The 23,231-nt window shown below is 49.7% G+C and carries 20 protein-coding genes; 11 read left to right on the top strand and 9 right to left on the bottom strand.

Features of this window, described 5'->3' with window-relative positions:
- Window positions 1-85: 85 nt before the first annotated feature.
- Both K3G39_RS16360 and K3G39_RS16355 read right to left on the bottom strand, forming a co-directional pair.
- Window positions 86-3,040, bottom strand: coding sequence for a DUF2723 domain-containing protein (locus K3G39_RS16360; RefSeq protein ID WP_220627255.1), 2,955 nt, complete (start codon window positions 3,038-3,040; stop codon window positions 86-88).
- Window positions 3,041-3,169: 129 nt separating this feature from the next.
- The gene (locus K3G39_RS16355) at window positions 3,170-3,697 is read right to left on the bottom strand and encodes a T9SS type A sorting domain-containing protein (protein ID WP_255594422.1); all 528 of its coding nucleotides are present in this window, start codon (window positions 3,695-3,697) and stop codon (window positions 3,170-3,172) included.
- An 845-nt stretch (window positions 3,698-4,542) separates the two neighbouring features.
- Between K3G39_RS16355 and K3G39_RS16350 the strand changes: the two genes are divergently transcribed.
- Window positions 4,543-5,136, top strand: coding sequence for a YceI family protein (locus tag K3G39_RS16350; protein ID WP_220627253.1), 594 nt, complete (start codon window positions 4,543-4,545; stop codon window positions 5,134-5,136).
- Here the strand turns inward: K3G39_RS16350 and K3G39_RS16345 are convergent.
- A complete protein-coding gene (locus K3G39_RS16345; protein WP_220627252.1) occupies window positions 5,129-5,878 on the bottom strand; it encodes a biotin--[acetyl-CoA-carboxylase] ligase in 750 nt (249 codons plus the stop codon). The two genes, K3G39_RS16350 and K3G39_RS16345, sit on opposite strands and share 8 nt — an antisense overlap.
- 49 nt (window positions 5,879-5,927) lie before the next feature.
- Between K3G39_RS16345 and rsfS the strand changes: the two genes are divergently transcribed.
- The 5 genes from rsfS to K3G39_RS16320 all read left to right on the top strand — a co-directional run bounded on the left by rsfS (window position 5,928) and on the right by K3G39_RS16320 (window position 10,752).
- Window positions 5,928-6,302, top strand: coding sequence for a ribosome silencing factor (rsfS, locus tag K3G39_RS16340; protein ID WP_220627251.1), 375 nt, complete (start codon window positions 5,928-5,930; stop codon window positions 6,300-6,302).
- Between the two features lie 71 nt (window positions 6,303-6,373).
- Window positions 6,374-8,506 (top strand): ATP-dependent zinc metalloprotease FtsH, encoded by a 2,133-nt coding sequence (ftsH, locus tag K3G39_RS16335; protein ID WP_220627250.1) that lies wholly within the window; start codon window positions 6,374-6,376, stop codon window positions 8,504-8,506.
- Window positions 8,507-8,518: 12 nt separating this feature from the next.
- Window positions 8,519-9,169 carry an LUD domain-containing protein gene (locus K3G39_RS16330; RefSeq protein ID WP_220627249.1) on the top strand — a complete coding sequence of 217 codons (651 nt, stop codon included), beginning with the start codon at window positions 8,519-8,521 and terminating at the stop codon, window positions 9,167-9,169.
- Window positions 9,153-9,923, top strand: coding sequence for a UDP-2,3-diacylglucosamine diphosphatase (locus K3G39_RS16325; RefSeq protein ID WP_220627248.1), 771 nt, complete (start codon window positions 9,153-9,155; stop codon window positions 9,921-9,923). The genes K3G39_RS16330 and K3G39_RS16325 overlap by 17 nt, the downstream gene beginning before the upstream one ends.
- Window positions 9,913-10,752, top strand: coding sequence for a hypothetical protein (locus K3G39_RS16320; RefSeq protein ID WP_220627247.1), 840 nt, complete (start codon window positions 9,913-9,915; stop codon window positions 10,750-10,752). The genes K3G39_RS16325 and K3G39_RS16320 overlap by 11 nt, the downstream gene beginning before the upstream one ends.
- Here K3G39_RS16320 and K3G39_RS16315 read toward each other — a convergent pair.
- Together K3G39_RS16315 and K3G39_RS16310 are read right to left on the bottom strand one after the other, a co-directional pair.
- On the bottom strand, window positions 10,749-11,078 hold the full coding sequence (locus K3G39_RS16315; RefSeq protein ID WP_220627246.1) for a multidrug efflux SMR transporter: 330 nt from the start codon (window positions 11,076-11,078) through the stop codon (window positions 10,749-10,751). The two genes, K3G39_RS16320 and K3G39_RS16315, sit on opposite strands and share 4 nt — an antisense overlap.
- 84 nt (window positions 11,079-11,162) lie before the next feature.
- Window positions 11,163-12,041, bottom strand: a complete 879-nt coding sequence (locus K3G39_RS16310) for a GNAT family N-acetyltransferase (RefSeq protein WP_220627245.1) — start codon at window positions 12,039-12,041, stop codon at window positions 11,163-11,165.
- A 143-nt stretch (window positions 12,042-12,184) separates the two neighbouring features.
- Here K3G39_RS16310 and K3G39_RS16305 point away from each other — a divergent pair, with 143 nt between their 5' ends.
- Window positions 12,185-13,348, top strand: coding sequence for a zinc-dependent alcohol dehydrogenase (locus K3G39_RS16305; protein ID WP_220627244.1), 1,164 nt, complete (start codon window positions 12,185-12,187; stop codon window positions 13,346-13,348).
- A gap of 95 nt (window positions 13,349-13,443) precedes the next feature.
- On the opposite strand, the gene K3G39_RS16300 is transcribed toward K3G39_RS16305, so the two are convergent.
- Window positions 13,444-14,859 carry a lipopolysaccharide biosynthesis protein gene (locus tag K3G39_RS16300; RefSeq protein ID WP_220627243.1) on the bottom strand — a complete coding sequence of 472 codons (1,416 nt, stop codon included), beginning with the start codon at window positions 14,857-14,859 and terminating at the stop codon, window positions 13,444-13,446.
- Between the two features lie 362 nt (window positions 14,860-15,221).
- Between K3G39_RS16300 and ricT the strand changes: the two genes are divergently transcribed.
- The 3 genes from ricT to K3G39_RS16285 all read left to right on the top strand — a co-directional run bounded on the left by ricT (window position 15,222) and on the right by K3G39_RS16285 (window position 18,471).
- Complete coding sequence (gene ricT / locus K3G39_RS16295; protein ID WP_255594421.1) at window positions 15,222-16,697, top strand: regulatory iron-sulfur-containing complex subunit RicT; 1,476 nt, start codon at window positions 15,222-15,224, stop codon at window positions 16,695-16,697.
- On the top strand, window positions 16,690-17,166 hold the full coding sequence (locus K3G39_RS16290) for a gliding motility lipoprotein GldH (protein ID WP_220627241.1): 477 nt from the start codon (window positions 16,690-16,692) through the stop codon (window positions 17,164-17,166). The genes ricT and K3G39_RS16290 overlap by 8 nt, the downstream gene beginning before the upstream one ends.
- A 276-nt stretch (window positions 17,167-17,442) precedes the next feature.
- Window positions 17,443-18,471 carry an endonuclease/exonuclease/phosphatase family protein gene (locus K3G39_RS16285; protein ID WP_255594420.1) on the top strand — a complete coding sequence of 343 codons (1,029 nt, stop codon included), beginning with the start codon at window positions 17,443-17,445 and terminating at the stop codon, window positions 18,469-18,471.
- A gap of 72 nt (window positions 18,472-18,543) precedes the next feature.
- Here the strand turns inward: K3G39_RS16285 and K3G39_RS16280 are convergent, their stop codons facing one another.
- Window positions 18,544-18,735: a cold-shock protein gene (locus tag K3G39_RS16280; protein ID WP_116541469.1), complete on the bottom strand. Its 192-nt coding sequence runs from the start codon at window positions 18,733-18,735 to the stop codon at window positions 18,544-18,546.
- Between the two features lie 384 nt (window positions 18,736-19,119).
- On the opposite strand from K3G39_RS16280, the gene K3G39_RS16275 reads away from it, so the two are divergent.
- Window positions 19,120-21,090 carry a hypothetical protein gene (locus K3G39_RS16275; RefSeq protein ID WP_255594419.1) on the top strand — a complete coding sequence of 657 codons (1,971 nt, stop codon included), beginning with the start codon at window positions 19,120-19,122 and terminating at the stop codon, window positions 21,088-21,090.
- 81 nt (window positions 21,091-21,171) lie between these two features.
- Here K3G39_RS16275 and K3G39_RS16270 read toward each other — a convergent pair whose 3' ends face one another.
- Both K3G39_RS16270 and K3G39_RS16265 read right to left on the bottom strand, forming a co-directional pair.
- Window positions 21,172-22,041, bottom strand: a complete 870-nt coding sequence (locus tag K3G39_RS16270) for an SDR family oxidoreductase (protein ID WP_220627239.1) — start codon at window positions 22,039-22,041, stop codon at window positions 21,172-21,174.
- 117 nt (window positions 22,042-22,158) lie between these two features.
- Entirely contained in the window at window positions 22,159-23,016 is an 858-nt protein-coding gene (locus tag K3G39_RS16265; RefSeq protein WP_220627238.1) for a hypothetical protein, read from the bottom strand.
- Between the last annotated feature and the right edge of the window lie 215 nt (window positions 23,017-23,231).

Below are 23,231 nucleotides of genomic sequence, written 5' to 3'. Positions count from 1 at the left end.
TGAAGATAAAGCAGGTACCCAGAAATAACAAAAGCCGAACACAGAAACGGGTTCGGCTTTTGTACTGTTTAACTCTCTATTTTGTTTAACGGCGCATGCGTTGCAGATATTGTACAAACACATCCTGCAACTCTTTTGCTTTCTCCTCTTCGCCGATGGCCTGGGCCTCGCCAATCAGCTGCTGCATGATAAATAGGTTCGTTTGTATCTCCATGTCAAACAGAGCGCCTTTTTCCAGGTAGTAGTCCACTGCCTCACGTGAGTTTTTGGCCATGTCTTCCCACAGGTTCTTCGCACGCTCTTCTTCTCCTAAATCCGCCATAATGGAAATAAACTGCGGTGTATAGTAGTCGTAAGGAACGGTGCTTGGCGGCAGCTGCTCAAAGCAGTGGTCCACTATTTCTTTGGCACGAGCGTTGTTACCGCTCATCAGGTACTCAGCAGCCAGCTTGCCGAACTTGTCACGGGCATTAGCCGCGAAGCGGAAGTAGTTTTCATCATAGAAGATGCTCGGATCGTTGAAGTTTCGGAAGCTGAAGTTCATCATGTTCTTATACATCAACTCCTTGTTCAGGAAGCCTGGCGCGTCCTCGCTGCTCACTCTAACAGGCACTACGCGGTATGCCAGACCTTCGAGCTGGAAGTACTCCGATAGCCCCATAAAGTCGGCGCTGTTCACAGTTGTGGAGAAGTACACCGGACGGTCCCATTCGTTTGTGGCCAACAAGTCCAGGATAATCATGTGCTTCTTCTCGAGCAGCGACTTGTTAATGGTCCACTGCATACGGTCAATGATCTGATCCTGGTAATCGTTAGCAACAAAGCCTTCCTGTGCTACTTTGGCCTGGTCTACATCCAGGAAGAAGTTTTTGGTCGGGAAACTCAGTAGCGTACTACCACTGCCGGCCTGCACCTGCAGTGCCTGATGGTTCTGACGAACCAGACTCACGAATTGCTTGAGGTCTATACCTGCCGCTACCTGCTGTCGCTCCACGTATGGCAGGTAATCGTTGGTGCCCTGGCGGTAGTTTTCGTTCTCCAACGTCAGCGGCCATGGCTCGGACTTGTATGCTTGGCGCTTCATCTGGTCGATGTACCAATCGGTGTTCAGGTAGCTGAGTACGGCTACGCGCACATCGGTACGGTATCCCTCAACTTCCTGCGCATACCACAGCGGGAAGGTGTCGTTATCGCCATTCGTGAACAAGATGCCGTTTGGTGCTACCGAATCGAGTAAGTTTTTAGCGGAGTCTACGGAGTGATAGCGGTTGGAGCGGTCATGATCGTCCCAGCCTTCTGCGGCTAGTATGCCTGGCACTGCCAGACCTATAATGGTTGCAATGGCTCCACTGGTCGTCACGTTTCGCAGACCACGGTTCAGCAACTCGGCTATACCTAGCACACCCAAACCGATCCAGATAGAGAAGGCGTAGAAGGAACCCGCAAAGGTATAGTCTCGCTCTCGAGGCTCAATAGGCGGCTGGTTCAGGTATAAGGCAATGGCTATACCTGTAAAGAAGAAAAGCAGGCCCACAATTAAGGCATCGCGCTCGTTCTTGCGTATCTGGAAGATCAGACCAATAATACCCAAAACAAGTGGCAACAGATAGAAAGTGTTGCGTGCCTTGCTGTTGGCCACCCGGTCAGGAACGCCATCGGTCGGTTTGCCAAACCATAGCACGCCCGACTGCTGCACATCGCTCTCGCGACCTACAAAGTTCCAGAGGAAATAGCGCCAGTACATGTGGCCCAGTTGGTAGCGCAACAGGAAGCTCAGGTTTTGGCCAAACGTTGGCGTCTGCCCTTCCGGTAAGTCTATCCATTTTCTATACTCCTGCAGGTGCTGCGGATTGTCGCTGTAGATGCGGGGCAACAGGGTTTTGTCCTTGCTGTCGTACACTGTCTCCAGTTTGCGACCTGTCATAACGTATTTGTCTTCGCCCTTTACATAGCGTGGCGCTCCTTCTTCCTGGGCAACCGGCTGAGCATTGTACTGCGGCCCGTACAGCAACGGACGGTCGCCGTACTGCTCCCGCTTCAGATAAGACACGAAACTAAGGATATCATCCGGTTCATTCTCATCAATAGTCGGGTTGTAAGACGATCTGATCGGAATGATCATGTAGGATGAGTAACCTATGAGAACAAACGTGAAGCACAGGATAGCTGTGTTCAGCACACGGAGATTGCGCTGGATAGAGTAGCGGATGCCATAGATGATGGCTGCCACCAGCAGGATTACAAAGAAGATGATACCCGAACCGAAAGGCAGGCCGATTGAATTCACGAAGAACACCTCCACATTACCCGCCAGCGTCGGTAGGCCAGGTATAATGCCCCACAGAATAGCCATTACAATCACGGCACTGATCATAAAAGCAATGATTCCGCCCTTCCAGGTTGGTTTGTACAGTCGGAAGTAGTATATGAAGGCTAGAGCAGGTATAGCTACCAGGTTCAGCAAGTGAGCACCAATCGAAAGGCCGATCAGGTAGGCGATCAAAATCAGCCATTTGTCAGAAAGCGATTCTCCCACTTTCGATTCCCAGCGCAGCATGGCCCAGAACACAATGGCGGTAAAGAAAGACGACATGGCGTATACTTCGGCCTCTACTGCTGAGAACCAAGCAGAATCCGTGAAGGTATAGGCAAGCGCGCCAACAGCGCCGGCTCCCATGATGAGTACAGTCTGTCCTTTAGCAGGCGCTACACCCTCTTGCTTCACCAATAATCGGCGTGACAGAATGGTGATGGACCAGAACAGGAACAGGACAGTAAACGAGCTACAGAGCGCAGAAAGAAGGTTTACCCACCAGGCTACTTGCGTTGGATCGCTGGCGAACATGGAGAACATACGGCCTACCAGCAGGTAAAACGGTGCCCCCGGAGGGTGCGGCACTAAGAGCTTATAAGAACAGGCGATGAATTCACCCGCGTCCCAGAAACTGGCAGTAGGTTCCAGCGTCAATACATACACGGCGGTCGCGATCAAAAACACGAGCCAGCCTACGAGGTTGTTTATCTTGCGATAATCCGTCATAGCAATTTACAAATATTCAGCGTCGAAAATACTAAATAAATTGGTGCCTGCGCACCTTTGGCGAGTCTGCAATAAAAAAAAGCCAGTCTCTCAACTGGCTCCCGCTCTCATAACAGGTATAGCTCCCTTTTATTTCTGAAGGATCAAACGCTTCGTTTCCACGGTCTTATCGTTCACGAGCAGACTGTAAAAATACACACCAGCCGGATATCCTGTCATATCGAGGATGAAAACATTGGAGTGCGTCACCGGCAGTTCGTGTGTTTCCATCACCTTCCCAATCGTGTTCGAGATCTTCAGCTTGTAGTTTTCGGCCATCCCCACCTGCGACAATTGTACCCGGGTAATGCCACGCGAAGGGTTCGGGTAAGCATTGATCGAAGGCGTCTGGCGCTCGGCTGATGGTATGAAGGCCATGTAAGAATTGATCACAAACTGTGAAGAACCGGCATAGGCCGTCTCGGTCAGGTACAGGCTTCTGCTTTTGTTCTTGGTATAATTCTTAACCCAGGTAGCAGTCCTGGCGTTCTCAGCCCGTACATTCGCCTCGGCTTTCTTTTCAGGTATAGCTTTCCAGGCTGAGTTGCCTCCGGTATTTACCGGAAACACACCTGCCTCTTTTAAGCGACCGTCGGCCATTACACTGTATGCTGCCAAGTGCGAAACCGCAAAGACAGCCACTATTATCATTCTTGTAAAAGTTCTCATATATCACACCTCGCTTTTCAAAAGGTCCTGGCCACTTGCTGGCAGGATGTCAAAGATATACCAAAATATAGTAAATAGAAAAAATCTAATTAAAAATACAGGACACAATACAAATAACTATACCTGAAATTTTTACTGTTTTTGGCTGTGCTCAGATATTATCAAGAACCATGCCTTTCAATACCCTTTGCACCACCATGACCCTATACCTGTAGCAGAGGTTGCATCACATCCAGCCAAAGCAACTATAGCAGGCCCTGTGTTACAACGACCTAAATTGAACCCCAACCCAGTCACTCCCCACATCATTTTCCGCGCCGAATATTGTTATTATACTATACACAACCAATAGCAATCTTAAAACAATCATCGTGCTATTATGTTTTCAAAACCAACCCAACAAACCAGAAAAGGCTCAAATGCAATTTATAAAGATAAAAAGAATCTGATTGAACTATAACCCTATCTATAGAAAATGTGCAACTCAAGCAAAAATGCCCCGTTACATCAAAAACAAGCAGTTTATTGGACTAATTCTATTACTCAGTAGTACTCGGGCTGAGCCAATATTTTTTATAATAAATAGCTAAAGGCGAAAAGTCTGCCCTTTGAACCAAGTAAGACAGCCATACCTGAAGTGCTTGAAAAACAAAAATTGAGCAGCGACTTAAGACACTAACAAGAGAATAATTGCTCAGAGCGCAATTATTTTTAGTAAACAGGTTCAACTATCTCTGCTCAGATAAGTTAAATAAATAGAAGGAAAGCTTAACCGAAGAGAAGGCGAGGCATGTATGAAAAAGCTACTCCTAGTTGTATGCAGCCTGTACTGGCTACTCCCGCAGGCACAGGCCCAAACAGGCACCTATAAGGGCATTGGCACGATTGTGTTTGAGGCCGGCGCACCACTCAGCCTGATCAAGGGCACTTCCGAGTCCGCCAACGGGTTGATTGACCTGGAGACGGGCAAATTCAGATTCGACGTTCCCATCACCTCATTCCAGTTCATGAACTCGCTCATGCACGAGCGCTTCAACGATAAGTACATGCAAAGCGGCCGCTTTCAGAAGGCAACCTTTGTAGGCAGGATCACCGAAAAAGGCCCGGTTTCAGCGAAAGGAGAAGCAAGGGTAACTGCTGCAGGTATACTAACCATACATGGCGTTGCAAAGAAAAGAACCATTACCGGCACACTTATACAGAAAGGAAATACTTGGCAACTGCTCACCGACTTCCCGGTCAAACTGGCCGACCACCACATACAGGCTCCCCGATTAAGCTCAGGTTATGGCGCCAGCACCATGAAGGTTTCGCTCAAAATGCCACTTATGCCAGCCGACCCTGAACCACAGCAAATGGTGGCCGCCAGAAAGTTCAGCTTCAAATAAGGTAAGCGATTTCTTTAAAACCGAAGTAGCGCAACTCGCCCTCAATTTCTAGAGCCAGCCTGCCGTCTTCGTCCACTCCCATAATCCGGCCCTGCACCGTTTCCAATCCAATCTGATACCCGTGTTCTTCCTGGTAGCGGAAAAGCGCCTGCAGGTATTCATACTTGAGCTTGTCAATTTTTCCACTGCGCAGCTCTAAGTAGCGTTTTTCGAGCAGTTCGAGCAGCCTGTTCACCAATCTTTTCACGTCGAGTTGCGTACCTACCTCGGCTGCCAGCGAAGTGGCTGTGCCGATTCCGAAATGAAGCTGATTTACGTTTAAACCAATCCCCACTATACTGTGTTGTATGGATTGACTGGTAACTGTGTTTTCCATCAGAATCCCGCCAAGCTTCCTGTCCTCGAAGTATAGGTCGTTGGGCCATTTAACACGAGCCTGCTCCAGCCCCTGTTCGCGTAACAGGTCAAGCACCGCCAGCGAAATCGCCATATTGAGGTGAAACTGGTGCCTGACAGCCAGAAAAACGGGTGACAGAATTACAGAAAGTGTGATGTTTTTGCCGGGAGCTGCCTCCCAGGTATTACCCCGCTGACCGCGACCCTGGGTCTGCTCGTCAGTTAGCACCACACAACCCTCTGTGGCTTCATTTTTGAGGAGTAGCTGCTGAGCCTCTGAGTTGGTGGATTTACAAACCGGCAGAAAAAACAGCTGCTGGCCCATAAACAGCGTATTAGGCACCATACATTAAACAGAATTTAGTACTTTTGTAAATCAAAATTAAGTAGTACAAATGAAAGAAACCAAGGCTGAGGCCAATTCAGACATATTGGCAGAGCTTGTAGTAAAAGGCATGCAGGAAAAGAAAGCGTACGATATCGTCGTTCTTAACCTGAAGTCCCTCAAAAATGCCGTATCTGATTACTTTGTAATCGCATCTGCATCATCCGACTCACAGCTGGATGCTATCGCATCGTCTATCGAAGAAGAAATATACAAAGCCACTCGTCAGAACCCCTGGCAAAGCGAGGGCCGCACCAACAAGGAGTGGGTCCTGCTTGACTACGTAGATGTGGTAGCGCATGTGTTTTTGAAAGATAAACGCGAGTTTTACGCGCTGGAGGAATTGTGGGGCGATGCAGGCATCCGCCGTATAGAAGATGCCTAAGCTTAGCAGAGAGTTCCTAAAACAAAACGGGACGGCTCTCTGTATTTCATTTATCCTGAAACAACATATTCATGGCTGAAAAAAATAATAAAGGGAATAATAAAAAGAAAAAGCCGATGATCCCCCCGACGCCCCCACGGCCAACTATGCAGTTGTGGATGCTGGCGGTGCTCATCCTGCTTATTTTCGGACTTACCTGGCTTAACAAGAGCAACGCCTCTGTAGAAACCACCCAGCAGACCTTCGAGGAAATGCTGCTCAGCAACGATGTGCAAAAACTGACCATCGTGAACGGCAAGATCGTGGAGGTATACCTGAAGGATGAAGCCCTGCAGAATGAGAAGTATAGCCGCGAGCTGTCCAGCCGTGGCACCCTAGGCAGTATGGACCAAGGTCCGCACTACCACTTCACCATCATCACGGCAGAATCTTTTAAAGAAGATTACGAAAAGCTGCAGGCAGAAATTCCGCGCGAGAACCGTGTCCCTTATACCATTGAGACACGTACAGGCTTCGCTGATTTCTTCTTCCAGTGGGGTTTCCTGATCCTGTTACTGTTTGGTTTCTGGTTCCTGATGCGCCGCGTAACAGCGGGTGGCGCAGGTGGTCAGATCTTTAACATCGGCAAGTCAAAAGCTGCCCTGTTCGATGCTGAAAACAAGGTTAAGATTACGTTTAAGGACGTGGCCGGCTTGGAAGAAGCAAAAGAAGAGATCCAGGAGATTGTTGAGTTCCTCAAGAACCCTAGCAAATTCACGATCCTGGGTGGTAAGATACCGAAAGGTGCTCTCCTGGTAGGCCCTCCGGGTACAGGTAAAACCTTACTTGCGAAAGCAGTAGCCGGTGAAGCCGACGTACCATTCTTCTCACTGTCAGGATCTGACTTTGTAGAGATGTTCGTAGGTGTGGGTGCCGCCCGTGTGCGTGACCTGTTCAAGCAGGCAAAAGCCAAAGCGCCTTGTATCATCTTCATTGACGAGATTGACGCGATTGGCCGTCACCGTAGCCGTGGCGCTACGCCAGGTGGTAACGACGAACGTGAGAATACACTGAACTCTCTGCTTGTAGAAATGGATGGTTTTGCCACTGACTCAGGTGTAATCATCCTGGCAGCGACTAACCGCCCTGACACACTCGACTCAGCTCTGCTTCGTCCGGGTCGTTTTGACCGTCAGATAAGTATCGACAAACCAGACATTAATGGCCGTACCGAAATATTTGATGTGCACTTGAAGCCACTTACCCTGTCTGCTGATGTAGATGCCCGTAAGCTGGCTGCTCAGACACCTGGTTTTGCCGGTGCCGAGATTGCCAACGTATGTAACGAAGCTGCTCTGATCGCCGCTCGCCGCAATAAGAAGGCAGTAGACCAACAAGACTTCAATGATGCCATTGACCGTGTGATCGGTGGTCTGGAGAAAAAGAACAAGATCATTTCTCCGGAAGAAAAGAAAATTGTAGCCTACCACGAAGCGGGTCACGCCATTGCCGGCTGGTTCCTGGAGCACGCCGATCCATTGGTAAAAGTGAGTATTGTTCCACGTGGTGTTGCCGCGCTGGGGTATGCGCAGTACTTGCCAAAAGAGCAGTTCCTGTATACCACAGAACAGTTGATCGACGAGATGTGCATGGCCCTTGGTGGACGTGCCGCTGAAGAGCTCGTGTTTGGCAAGATCTCGACAGGTGCTTTGAGTGACCTGGAGCGAATTACCAAAATGGCTTACAGCATCGTGACAATGTATGGCATGAACTCGAAGATCGGCAATGTATCGTTCTACGATTCGAAGCAGACGGATATGGCCTTTAATAAGCCTTACTCTGAAGCTACCGCCGAAACGATTGACAACGAGGTACGCAACATTATTGAAACTGCCTACATACGCACCAAAGAGTTGCTAACGGACAAGGCAAGAGAGTTAGAGATAGTAGCGCAGGAGCTGTTGCAAAAGGAAATTCTGTTCCAGAGTGATCTAGAGCGACTGGTTGGCAAACGACCTTTTGATGCGCTGACGACCTACCAGGCACACACTGCCGGAACGGACCGCAGCAAAACAAAAAGCGAAGTAAACCAGGAGAAGCATCCGATCGAAGTTGGACAGTCAGAGCACCCGGAGCAAAATGGCAACGGAAGCGTGCCAGGTACTCCGCTGCAAAACGATGCACCTGCTGACCCGAACGATACCATCAACAGCAGAACTGCTTGATAAACTCCGAGCATGTACGAAGCAAAATCGAAAGAAATTGTATTAAGAAGAGTTAGAGAGGCGCTGGCTAAGTCAGCGCCTTTTCTGCCTCCCACCCCCGACTTCAGCTCACCGCTGCACCAACCACTAGCAGAGGATCATTCTATTGCCTTTGCGCAAGCTTTTATTGCCAACAGTGGCCTGTTTGTATACTGCGAAGATGAGGAGGACTTTTTCGATCAGCTTTTCAATTTAAAAAGAGAGCAACAGATCGAGTTCCTGCACGTTTGGGAACCTAACTTGCAGAACATTCTCTACCAGGCAGGTATAGATTTCACCTCTACGGAAGAGGATTTTATACAAAAGGCCCAGGCTAGCCTCACTACCTGCGAAGCACTTATAACAAGAACCGGCAGCATCTTGGTGAGTTCTGGTAATGCCGGTGGCAGGCGCCTCAGCATTTATCCGGAAACGCACATGATTGTGGCAAAAGCCAGCCAATTGGTACCTGACATCAAAGACGGTCTGCAGCGGGTGCGCGACAAGTATAAAGAAAATTTCCCCTCCATGGTATCGCTGGTGAGTGGCCCGAGCCGCACGGCCGATATCGAAAAAACATTGGTAATGGGCGCTCATGGCCCAAAACAGTTAGTACTTTTTCTGATAGATGACCTTCCGCATTGACGAACTGGCTCCCGGCCAGAAAATATATTTCGCCTCTGATTTTCATCTGGGTGTGCCCAACGCCGAGCAGAGCCTTGCCCGTGAGAAAAAGATCGTACGCTGGCTCGACACCGTGAAGCGTGACGCAGCGGCTATCCTGCTGCTAGGCGACATATTTGATTTCTGGTTCGAGTACCGGCATGCTATCCCTAAAGGCTTTATCCGATTGCAAGGCAAACTGGCCGAACTGACTGATGCAGGTATACCGGTGCTTTTTTTCACGGGGAACCACGATATGTGGATGTTCGATTACTTCCCTGAAGAACTCAACATTCCCATTATCCGGGAGCCGATTTCTACGAACCTTGGCGGTCACAAATTCTATATCGGGCACGGCGATGGCCTTGGCCCGGGCGACCATACCTACAAAGTGCTCAAGAAAGTGTTCAATAACAAAGCCTGTCAGTGGCTATTTGGCTGGCTGCACCCCAATGCAGGTATAGGCATCGCCAATATGTGGTCGCGCAGAAGCCGCATCAGCAACACCAATGATGACGAGAAGTTTTTTGGCGAAGAAGAATGGCTGATGCAGTACTGCAAAAAAGTGGAAAACGAACAGCATCACGATTTCTACGTGTTTGGCCACCGCCACCTGCCCCTCGACATGCCGGTTAATGGCAACAGCAGGTATGTCAACCTGGGAGAATGGGTCAATTTTTGCTCTTACGGCGTATATGACGGTACGGACCTTAAACTGGAGTATTTTGAAAAATAGGCTATACCTGAGCGCAGCGCTATACCTGCTTCTAGCGGTGTTGGCTATACCTGCATCCGCGCAGCAGCCCGACTCATCGGTTACGCTCACTTTTAGCCACAGCTTTGCCATCTCCTCTCCTGCCACTGTTTCGATTGCCCGAAACGGCAGCGTATACCTGATGGATACGGGCCAGAATCTGTTTGTGCTCGACACACTGGGCAAGCCTGTCAACACTTTTTCGCCGCCAAGTCGTGGTCGTATTACAGCTGTTGAAGCCTGGAATCCGATGAAGGTCTTTCTCTTTTACGAAGACCGGCAGGAGCTCATATTGCTCGATCGTTTTATGCGCCCCATCGCCAACACACGCCTGACAGACTTGGGTTACATGGGTAATGTGCAGGCCGCTACTCTCACCTCCGACGATAGCTTCTGGCTTTTCAACGAATCAGACTTCACACTCAGCAAACTGGACCTCCGCTACCAGAAACCCATCATCGAAACTCCGCTCAACCTCATTCTTGACAAAGCCCGCTTTGATGTACGGTTTATTCGGGAATATCAGAACATGGTATACCTGCTGGATTACAACGGCGGTATTTATGTATTTGACAATCTGGGCAACTATAAGAAAAGGCTGCCTTTCACGGGTGTGTCTTACATCGCTTTTAAAGGAAATGAGCTATACTTCGTGAAAGATAATGTGCTGCACTTTTTCGACCTGTACAAACTGCAGGAGCGCACCCTTCCCCTGCCGGCCGACAAAAATTACCTCTCTGCCCTGATCAGCAGCAATACGCTATACCTGTTCACCAAAGAGCAAGCCGAGGTGTTCCATCTGAGGCGTTAATTGCTTTCGGCAAAGAATTTCAACCCCACTACACCAGCCACGATCATCACCAGACAAAGTATCCGCATCAGGTCTTTGGGCTCGTTCAGGAAAAACATACCTAATAAAGCAGTACCGGCAGCGCCTATACCTGTCCAGATAGCATAAGCGGTACCAAGCGGCAGTGTTTTCATGGCCTGAGACAGCAGTATAAAACTCAGTATCATCACGATGACCGTTACTATACTCACCAAAGGTTTTGTAAAGCCTTCGCTGTATTTCAGACCAAAGGCCCATCCAATTTCACATATACCTGCCAATATCAGGTAAAACCACGCAGTACTCATATCGTTAAGTTTTTGAAGAGCATGAAAGCTCTGGTAATGAAAAATTAAGCTGCAAATTAGGGAGATAAAAGGGTATAGCCATACCTATTGCAATGGCAGGAGCATTTCGTGCTGTGTCAGAAAGTGCCTGAGATGAATCCGCTCTGAAAAAGCAGCCAGTGTGGTGCTTGTATGATCTAAGTTTAGCATCATGAGGGCAGGCGCCTGTATTTGTTTTATCGCTTCTTTCAGTAGCACCTTGGCGATACCTTGGTTACGGCTTCCTTGCTGCACCGCCAGCTGGACAATAGCGCCTGTACGCGGAAAGAAAGCCACATAACCCACCAATTGTTCCTCTGCATAAGCTTCCAGCAATTTTTTCTGGTCAGTACTTCGACGAAAAGCCTCTCCGGTATTTTGCCAGGCTGGCCTGTTATCACAGAAAGTGGCGTAGGCGCTCCAATCAGGTTTGGCTGCCTGTTTAATTTCCAAAACCGGCTCCGGCTCTTCGCTTGACAACAGTAATTCACCAACCGGACTCCTATAGCAGTCCAGCGCACGGGTTACTTCAAAACCAATAGAACGGTATACCTTAAAAGCAGCTGCATTGCGTTCAATAACCTCCAGCAAACATTGCTCAATACCACTTTCGCGCAATTTAGGTAACAGAAAATTATAAAGTCGCTTTGTAAGCTGATGCCCCCGGTGCCCAGGTATAACGCCAGTGCCCGCGTTGTAAGCAGTAGGTTTGCCCTGCCATTCCCCCAATCCTGTCAGTATAAAGCCTACCAACTGCCCGCCGAGGTAAGCACCTACGCAAAAGGTGGGCTCCACTCCTTCCCGCTTAAATTTCATAGCAAATTCCTCCCTGCTTACTTTAATCGGGATGATGTAGTCGGCAAAAGCGGCCACGAAGGTATTGTAAAGTGCAGGAACATCGTGTTCGCTTAAAAACGAGAAAGTATAAGAAGCCTGAGTTTGCATGTGGTATAGATTTAAATCACAACAACTTAGCACAGCCAGCACACGCTTTCTGAAATAACCCGCCTCTACTGCTTGCCGTTAACTGAAGTACTGAAAAATACAAAAGCTTTTAGAAGCTGATACGAAAACCTAAAAAATAAACTATGAAAGCAGCAGTATTCCACAAAATGAAAGACATTCAGGTGGAGACCATTGATGACCCCAGGATAGAAGATGCCCGCGACTGTATACTTCGTGTAACTTCTACGGCCATTTGCGGCTCCGACCTGCACATTTACAACGGCATGGTACCCCAGCTACGCGATATGGTGATGGGCCACGAATTTATGGGCATTGTCGAGGAAGTTGGCACCAACGTGAAAAACCTGAAAAAAGGAGACCGTGTGGTGGTGCCCTTCCCTATTTCGTGCGGTACCTGCCACTTCTGCAACATGCAGCTGCCCACGCACTGCGAAAACTCCAACCCGGATAATTATGGCCCTGAAGGGGAAGTACCGTTAATGAAAGGCGTTGGTGCAGCGCTTTTTGGCTATACCGACATTTACGGAGGGTATAATGGCGGGCAGGCGGAGTACGTGCGCGTACCTTACGCCGACTACGGCCCTCGCAAAGTGCCGGACAACTTCACCGATGAGCAAGTACTTTTTCTAACTGATATTTTCCCGACCGGCTGGGCAGCCATTGATTGGGCACAATTGAAAGGCGGTGAAACAGTAGCCGTTTGGGGCTGCGGGCCGGTTGGCATCATGGCCATGAAATCGGCCTGGTTGCAAGGCGCCAAGCGGGTAATAGGTATAGATATACAGCCTTACCGCCTCGGAAAAGCCCGCTCCACCGCAAATGCTGAAGTAATAAACGCTTCGGAAGTAGATGCCGTGCAGGTGATACGTGATATGACCGGTGGCTATGGTGCCGATGTGTGCGTAGATGCCGTAGGTATGGAGGCCGACCGCACCATGCTCGAAAAAGCCATGAACGTAGTGCAGATGGAGAAAGGCACTATGAAAGTACTGGAAAAATGCATGGACTCTGTTAAACGCGCGGGTACTGTGACTGTGGTTGGGGTTTATGGTTCGCCATACGACAATTTCCCGCTTTACAAGTGGTTCGACAAGGGTCTGACCCTGCGAGGTGGTCAGGCCTGGGTACATCGCTACATCGATCACCTCATTTCGTTGGTGCAGGAAGGCAAGGTGAAGCTGGACGACATCATTACGCATACCGTACCATTGGCAGAAGCCTCCCGCATGTACGACATCTTCAACAAAAAAGAAGACAACTGTCTGAAGGTAGTACTGAAGCCATAATCTGGAGACCACTTAAGCAAAAAGCCAGCAGCGGGCCTATACCTTGCTGCTGGTTTTTTGCTTAAAAATATTCAGAAGCTACAGCTACAATCCTTTTAAACCTGCCCCTTGCTTCTATATTTCCAGAAAGCTACTATACCTGCGCTCAAGCTCAGAAGCGTAATCGCAATTTTTTGCCATACCTCCACTTCCCGCATCTGATAGGCTAGTACCAGTAATACGATAGTGGCCAACAGCCACCAAATGGCATGGTAGCGGACCTGGGTCAATTCTTTATATGCCTTTAAGTAGAAGCCAGCATAGCCCATGTACATCAGGGCCGCAAAAGTGGTATAGGCTGCCATTTGAAAGCCGTAAAGTGGCACTAAAATCAGGTTGAGCAAGATGTTGCCTATTCCTGCTACTGTGGAGATGCGCCATAATTTACTTGTTCTTTCGTGGAAGGTGAGCAGGTTAATCACAGCCATGTACATCGGCCTGAAGTTGTACCCCATCAGAATGACAATGGCCAATGGGTAAGCCTGTTGTAGTTCTTCGTTGCGGATCAGAAAACCGAAAATCTCTTTCATCCAAAGGCTCCCGGTAAAGGTTGCCGCGAAAAAGAGCACCTGCAAGGTATAGGTCATTTGACGGGCCTGCAGCGCGGCTTCTATACTTCTGGTCTGCGCATAAAGCTTCATGTAAAAGGGCGTGGCCGAGTTCACGACCGCATTACTGGCCGATGCGAAATAAATGCCGAAATTCGAAGCTACATTATAAAGGCCGATCCGCCCGACAGGTATACCTACCACATCCAGCACAAGACGATCAGAGGTATCGAGCATAAAAAAAGAAAAGCCATGCGGCACGGCCGGCAGCGAAACTTTAAGACTATGCCGGATCCGGTACCATTTAAAATTGAAGATAGGCCAGAGCCGCTGCCTGGCTATAACAAAGAGACTTACCACAAAGCCCACCGCCGCCGAGATAGTGCTGGCATAAAACCAGCCCATATACCCCATCTGCAGTTCTGCAATAAAATAAATGGTGAGGACAACGTTCACGCCTCCCATCAAAAAAGAACGCAGTGCAATAGGCAAAGGCTGCTGCGTATGCAGACAATACATCCCCCCTAACAAATCGGTGACAACAAAAAAGAGCATAGGGGCCCCGACAAGCAACGCAATGAGCAATCGGTTATCCTGCGCATCGGCAGGCACCGCCAGATATATTATCCCTATACAGAGCAGGCCGTACACGAGCGACCAACTGGTCAGGAATCCATAGAGTTGGCGCCAGATCCATTGGAAACGGCTGGGATGCCGCGCAAAGCTATTTTCCATCACCACCGTAAAGCCCAGCGACTGCAGCATAATAAGCGCACTGTAATAGGCCGTCACTACGCCTGCCACCCCATAGTCAATGGTGGTCAGGTGCTGGGTGATCAGCGGCAGGGCCAGTACGCCTGCCAGACGGGGAATCTGAGCAGACAAGCCGTAGATAACAGCATGTGACAGGAGCTTTCGGAGCATTCTCTAAAATTAGCTGATAATCTCTTCCCAGCCATGCCTGGCAGAATTCATTTTCAGAAATCGTATTATCCCCTACTATTTTAACTCCCGTAAAAGCACTAATTTATGCTTCGGACTGTTACAAACGGCGCACACAAAAGCGTTCGAGTTGAGCATAAGCTCAAAAAATTAGTATATTTGTTAATTCAGACAATAAGAAAACAAGAAGCTTCACGGCTATATAGGAGATATAAACAGTGGGATGTAGTTCATGTTCTAGTGGCGGATGCAGCACCGGCGAAAAGCCAGGCGGCTGCAAAAGCAACGGCGGTTGTAGCACAGGAGGCTGCAATCGTTTAAACGTGTTCGACTGGCTCAGCGATATGGAAATACCAACCGCGTTTGAGGAGTTCGACATCGTAGAAATAAGATTCAAGGGAGGACGCAAAGACTTCTTCCGCAACATAAACAGAATTGAGTTGACGACCGGTGATCCGGTAGTAGTAGACGTACCCAATGGGCATCACATCGGCACCGTATCGCTGAAAGGCGAGCTCGTGCGCCTGCAGATGCTCAAGAAAAAGGTAGACAACAACGAAGAGATCCGCACCATTTACCGCATCGCCAACGAGCGCGATCTGGAGAAGCTGCGCGAAGTACAGGAGCAGGAAGCAGCTACTATGTACCGCTCACGCGAGATCATCCAGCAGACCGGCCTCAAAATGAAACTCTCAGATGTGGAGTTTCAGGCTGACCGCTCCAAAGCAACCTTTTATTACTCTGCCGATGACCGTGTAGACTTCCGTGACCTGATCAAGAAACTGGCCGAGGAGTTTAAGGTGCGTATCGAAATGCGTCAGATCAGCTTGCGTCACGAGGCTGGCCGCCTGGGAGGTATAGGTTCCTGCGGACGCGAACTCTGCTGCTCTACCTGGCTCACCGATTTTAAGAGTGTGTCCACTACAGCTGCCCGTTATCAGAACCTGTCGCTCAACCCGAGCAAACTGTCAGGACAGTGCGGACGCCTGAAGTGCTGCCTCAACTACGAACTAGAAACTTATATGGAGGCGCTCAAGGACATACCTACCGTGTCACGTCCGTTGCAGACCAAGCAGGGCGATGCCATGCTGCAGAAAACCGATATCTTCAAAAAGATGATGTGGTTTGGTTACAGAGGTGACAACAACTGGTACCCGGTACCGGTAGAGCGTGTGCACGAAATCCTGAAAATGAACAGCCAGGGCGTTATACCTGAAACACTGGTAGAGGAACCTGTAAACGAACCGAAGCAGAACGAATTTGTAGCACAGGTAGAGGGTAGCCTTGAGCGACTCGACGACAAGTTCAAGAACAAGAAAAAGAAGAAAAAGAAGAAAAAGTCAGCTGGCGAGAAGGCAGAAGGCACACCCGGAAATCGCACGCAGGAGACAGAAGTCCGTGAGCAGCGGGAGCCGCGCGCACCTCGTGAAGACAGAGGTCCACGCGAAGGCAGAGGCCAGCGTGACGGACGCGGTCGTGACAGAGGTCCACGCGAGGCAAAACCTGTTGACCAGCAACTGGTAAATGCGGCAGGGCCAGCAGCCGGAACTGAAGCAGCACCTGCCGAAGGCCAGCGACCTAAAAAGCAGCGCCCGCCACGCAACCGCGGCAATCGTGAGGGACGTGAGAACAGGGAGGACAGACCGCCAAGAGGAGACGAAAAGCAGCCACGCGAGCCAAGGCCGGCACGTGCGGAAGGACAACCGGGTGCTCAGCAACCGCAAGGTGATGGCAGCCAGCAGCCCAGACGACAAAAGTCGCGCAGACCAAACCGTGGCCCTAAACCAAATCAACCTAATACACCTTCGTCTGATGCGTAACATGATGCTGATGCTGGCAGTAGTGGGCACCTTTCTACTGTCGGCTTGCGACCCGTTGCGGGTATATGAGCAGAACATCGAACTGCCCGATAAAAACTGGACAGTAGACAATGCACCTGTATTTGAGTTTGCCATTGAGGATACTACCAAGCGGTATAATGTGTACTTTAATGTGCGCTACTCATTGGCTTACGACTACTATAACCTATACCTACAGCACCGCCTTACGGCACCGGACAGCAGCCAGGTATCGTCGTCGCTGCACGAACTGCACCTGATGGATGCCAAAACAGGAAAACCCGAAGGCAAAGGTTCGAGCGACATTTATGATATGCAGTCGCTTGCGCTGAAGGAAGTCGCATTCCCGCAGGTAGGTACTTACCGCCTGCAGCTGACGCAGTACATGCGCCGCGATCCGCTTCCGAATATTGTGGCAGTGGGCGTGCGTGTGGAAGAAGCTGTAAATTAATACCGAGCACAAGTAACAATAAAAATGGCCGGAGCTATACCTTAGCTCCGGCCATTTTTATTGTTACTTGTGCGCACCTACATTCTATACTTTATAGCGAACGCTTTATACCCTGACAATAAACCGCAGGCTCTTACAACAAAAAATTACTGTTGAAAGTATGCAGTATATCTTACTGTTCTATACCTATTTGCTTGCAATAATATGAAGCTCACCCTCCAGATAGCTGGATTCGTTCTGACGCTATTTTCTTTCCTACCCCTCATCAAATCTCCCTTGTGGTGGATCAGAGTGCTTGATTTTCCCCGCTTGCATGTGGCTATCCTGCTGACAGGCGTACTGGTGGCATACGTCACACTTTACGATATGACAGGCGGCGCTGGCGAGATTGCGATGCTCGTGCTCTGGGTACTGGCCATTGTGAACGAAATGCGCTACGTGTACTACTTTACGCCACTTGCTCCAAAAGAGGCCCTGCGCACAGAAATGAAGGAGCCCGCCAACGCCGTTAGCCTGATGATTTCGAACGTGCGCATGACCAACAAGAAGTATGAAAAGTTTTTGAAGCTCATCCTGCGCACCGACCCTGATATTGTGCTGATCAATGAACCCAACCAGGCATGGCACGAGCATCTGCAACCGGAACTGGACAAGCGCTTCCCTTATGCTATCAAAAAGCCGCTGGAGAATACGTACGGCATGCTGCTCTATAGTAAGTTCAAGCTCCTGGATAGTGAAATCCGGTTTATGGTAGAGGACGACATACCTTCGTTTTTCACGGTTGTCGAAATGCCAAGTGGCCTCTTATTTGACTTGTATACGGTGCATCCACAACCGCCACGGCTCATGAAAAACACCGAAACCCGCGAAGCAGAACTCCTGATTGCTGCAAAGGCTGTAAAGAAATCCCCACACCCTTCCATTGTAGCCGGAGACCTGAACGATGTGGCCTGGTCGAGCACCACGAAGCTGTTCAAGCAGATAAGCGGCATGCTGGACCCACGGGTTGGTCGTGGTTTTTATAATACATATAATGCCTTTGTGCCACTTTTCCGATACCCCTTGGATCATGTTTTCTATGACCCCTCATTTAGGCTGGTGCACATGCAACGGCTGTCTAAGTTCGGCTCCGATCACTTTCCTATTCTGATCACGCTCAATTATGAACCGAAGCATGAAGAAGAGCAGCCTGCTCCTAAAGCTGACGCCGAAGACCATGAAGAAGCCAATGAACTAATACAGGAAGGTCTGGAAAAAGGCGAGGAACGCAACGGGGAAAAAGAGGCTGAAAACGGTGGTAAATAAAAAACCCGCTCAGTAAACTGAGCGGGTCAAAATAGATGAATGCCCTGCCTAAAGGGCTATATGTTCGTTAACTTAGATACGCTCTACGTTAATTGCATTCAATCCTTTTTTGCCATCTTTCACTTCGAAAGAAACACGGTCATTTTCACGGATTTCGTGAACAAGACCAGTCTGGTGAACGAAGATGTCTTGGTTTGTATCGTCAGCTACGATGAAGCCGAAGCCCTTAGATACGTTGTAGAATTTTACTTTACCTGTTTGCATGATAAATAATTGTTAATAATAGAGGCAAAGGTAAAAAATTAGTTCTTATAAATAACCAAATTCAGAAAAATATAATAAACCTATCTGACTCAGAAACATAGGCCGGATCTCACAGCCCTTTAAGGCATCTTGATGCAAGCTGTTCCGGCATTTTCAACTACACTTTCACCTGCTGCCCGTCTAATAACCCTCCTACGTGAGGTCCGTATAGCTAAAACGTTCAGTTACACTAACTAATTAGGTATAATCACCATCTTTTGATGTGGCTTGAACAAGGCCTTGCCTCTGTTCCGGCAATTTGTGCTGTGCAGCGGCGATGTCGATTTTAAGCGAGCCTTTACTATTCCAATTAATCTATAACTATAAACTGAGGAGATCAGAACTATGAAAGAAAACGAAAAAAATCAGTCATCCAGCCAGTCTGGAAGCATGTCGAGCGGCCTGTCATCGGGTAGCTCCAGCCAAAGCGGCTCTAATCAAGGTGGCTCTAATATGGACTCGATGAACCAAGGAAGCTCCGGCATGGGCTCGTCTAGTTCCAGCTCTAATCCTACATCAAAGAGCAGCAGCAAATCAACTTCTTCTGATAGCAAGTCGACAGGTACTAAAGCTAAATCAGGCACTAAAACGTCTGCTAAAACTTCAGACTCAAAATCAGCAAAATCTTCTTCTACTTCTTCCAGAGGCAGCAGTAACAAAGGATCTGATAGCAGCAGCTTAATGGGCAGCAGCGACCAGAACTACGGTAGCCAAAGCAGCTCGCAGCAGAACTCTGGCAACCAGCAGCAAAGCGGTATGGGCGGCTATGGCTCACAGCAAAGTGGCCAAAGCTATGGTGAAAGTCAGCAGGGGGGCTATGGCTCGCAGGGTGGCTATGGTTATGGCTCACAAAACAGCGGCGGCTACGGCGGCCAGAGCGGCTATGGTTATCAGGGTGATTATGGCTCCTCGCAACAAGGCGGTGGCATGCAGCGTGGCTACGGCGACAGCAGCGGCTACGGCTCGTCCTCACAAAGCAATTACGGAGGTTCTTCGCAGTCCGACAGAGGTTCACAAGGTGGTTATAACTATGGCAATCAAGGTGGTATGGAAGGTAACCGCACCCGCTTCCAGGACCAGGACTATGGTGCTTCGAGAGGTGGTATGCAGGGCGGCATGCAGGACAGAGAAGGCGATAACATCGGTGGCCAGAGCTACGGTGGTTCGCAGGGCTCTTTCGGCATGCAGGGCAGCGGCTCCAACCAAGGTGGCTATGGCAGTTACGACAGCGGTCGTGGTGGATACGAGCAAGGCGGTAGCTACCGCAGCAGCAACCCAGGCAACTTTGGTGGCTCTGGCTCATCTCAGGGTGGCTACGGCAGCAGCGGCCAGCAAGGCTATGGCTCCAGTATGACAGGTTCTGGCTCATCCAGAACAAACATGCACGGCGGCTACGGTAGCCAGGGCAGTTATCAGCAGAGCTACGGACAAGGGGATTATGGTCAGCGTGGATCTCAAGGTAACTACGGCTCATCGCAGGGTAGCGGTAGCGGTATGCAGCGCGGCTACGGCGACAGCAGCGGCTACAGCTCATCCTCGCAAGGCGACTACGGTTCTATGAGCAGCCGCGGTGGCTACGGTTCTTCTTCTCAGGGAAGCTACGGTTCGCAGAGCGGATCACAAGGCAGCTACGGCGATCGTGACCGTTACGGTTCCATGGGATATGGTTCATCCAGAGGTATGAGCGAGTACGACAGCGACGATTATGGTTCACAAAGAGGTTACAGCTCCCAGAGCTCTATGCAAGGTGGCTACGGTTCGCAGGGCGGCTATGGCTCACGCGGTGGCTCTTACAACGACGAGTACCGTTCGTCTCAGGATCGCAACCGTGGCGGAAGCTCTTATGGTGACAATTATGGTTCACAAAGCAGCTACGGCGGTTCTTCGCGCCAAGGCTCGCAAGGTGGCTACGGCTCTTCTTCACAGGGAAATTATGGCTCTATGAGCAACCGCGGTGGCTACGGTTCTTCATCACAGAGCGATTACGGTTCGCAGGGCAGATCACAAGGCGGCTACGGCTCTATGGGTAGTGGCGGCTATGGTGGTTCCGAGAGAAGCGGCGGCATGAGTGGCTATGGCCAGAGCGGCTACCGCGAAGGTGGTTACGGCCAGGGCGGACGAGGAGGTGACCAGAGTCCTTATGGCTCTATGGACAGCAGCACCTCTTATTACAGCGATAACCAAGGATCCTCTTCGCGCGAAAATTATCGCAGCGGCATGGGAAACCAGGATTCTTCGCAGCGCGGACGCTCCAACTATGACGATGACAGCAACTTCGAAACAAGAAGAAGCGACCGTTACCGTGATCTTGACTAATCTGACTTGATTTAAAGCAAGCGGGCCTTTCCTGATTCAGGGAAGGCCCGCTTTTTTTGGTGCTCCGCTATACCTGAAGCTTTAAAAACACTCCTGGTAGTCACGAGCAAACTGCCGAAAGCTGTGAGGCGGACGACCCGTTAGTTCCTGCACTGTCTCCGTTACCTTGGCAGATTTTCCAGCTTTGTAAACAGCATATAATTCTAAAAGTGCATCGGTTATTGAGTCCGGTATATGCTGGGCCAGCATGGCTTCCCGAACCGCTTCTTCCGGTACATTCATAAAGTCAATTTTTTTACCTGTAGCCTCGCTGAGCAGCGTCGCTATTTCCTGATGCGAAAGTGCTTCCGGTCCAGTCAGATCGTAGATTTTTCCCTGATGTTCGTCAGAAGACATGAGTACTTCCACAACTACTGATGCAATATCTCGGGTGTCGATGTAACTGACCTTGCCCTCTCCTACCGGCATGTAGAATCTGCCTTCACGTTTTATAGATTCAGAACTGTAGGTGACCAGGTTTTGCATAAAGCCTGCAGGTCGAAGAATGGTATGAGGGATTCCACTTTCTTCTACATACGTTTCCATCTCCCGGTGCCATCGGCCCAACTGTATACCTGGCTCGGCCCCCGCTCCCAGTGCTGAGAGCCTCACAATATACTTTACCTCCTGCTTTTTGGCCTCTTCGACCAGGTTGCGTGCCATTTCCAATTGGTTTTCAGAGAGAGGCGTGACGAGCACAAGCTGGTCTACGTTGGTGAAAGCGGCGTGCAGTGAATCGGGGTCATTAAGGTCGATCTCCACAATCTCAACACCGGGCAATCGCTTCAGATTCTCGCCTTTGATAACGGAGTGCACACCGGCTCGCACCGTGGCATTCTGCATGGCAAGCTGTTTTATAATCTCCCGGCCTACTGTACCTGTAGCGCCAGTTACCAATATCGTTTGTCGCATAGTTTTATCTGTTTTGAGGGTATGGTAGCTATACGTGCACAATCCTTTTGCCGTGTCACGTGTAGGTATACTTATAAACTGATCTGGCCGGCGCTAGGTTAATGCAGGTGATATGCGTTAGGGCTTCAACTCAAAACTGACCAGGTATAGCTTCCCGTTTTCGTTGCTGATGAGCAGTTCTGTTGGCGACAGGTATAGCACCGCTTCGGCCTGTCCTGTGCGGCCCAGCGGCAGACAATAGCGCTTACCGGTAAACTGCACCTGCTCGTTTTCGGGCTCAAACAGGTATAGCCGCCCATACCCCAGCAGTGCAAAATCTTTTCCATTAGGCGCGCTATCGGCAGCTGTGATGGCTGAGCTAACACGCAATTCTTCCTGCGGCGATAAGGTATAGGGACCAGTTGTGGCAGGCAAGGTATAGCGGCGGGTAATGCCTTTGCGGGCCCGGCTTTTGGTAAAGAGGTGCAGACTGTCAGCACGGTAAAAGAAAGCCTCCAGATCAAAGGTTCGCTGCTGCGCCGGCGGTGGAAAATCCTGCTGGTCGGCAAAGCTGAATAGAATTGTATCCTGCTCGATCATCCCCTCCTGCTGCAACTTAAAGGCGCGCAAGTCGCGGCGGGCATTGGCATTGTTGCCGAAGTCACCGATGTAGAGACTGCCTTTATCGTCCTGCGCCAATTCTTCCCAATCGCGGTTAGGTATAGGTAGCGGTACAGTTTTCAACAACTCCCCCTTCAGGTTGAACAGGTATAGCTCTGCTGGTGAGCCACTGTCAGGATGGGTCCAGAAAGTGCTGTCAGTAGCATGGGCCAGCCCGGAGCTCTCCCTGATACGGGTATCCAGTCGGCTGATGCGCTGCACGCTCACCTTGTAGTCTTTCCGCAGCCGCTCAAAATCGCTGTTGCGCCTGTCTGGTCCGCAGCCACACAGTGCCGTTTGCAGGTATACATACAGGGTGAAAAGCTTGATGAGCATTTATTTATTGTTGATAGCTATTTGTTTATTGTTGCCGGTGCACGATTGGTCATGCTGTAGCCTAGTGCCTTCAACTTGAGGAATGAGGTACAGAATTGTCATCCCAAATGAAATGAGAGCTCCGGATTATTCTCCCGTTTTGGTCATGTTTGAATTATCTCCCGAAGGTAAAAATAGCACAATAGCATTTAAGCTTTCAGTATTGTGTACTAGGC

It is taken from the genome of Pontibacter sp. HSC-14F20 (assembly GCF_019599265.1).
Taxonomy (GTDB): Bacteria; Bacteroidota; Bacteroidia; order Cytophagales; family Hymenobacteraceae; genus Pontibacter.
This window is presented reverse-complemented; position numbering and strand designations above follow the sequence as displayed.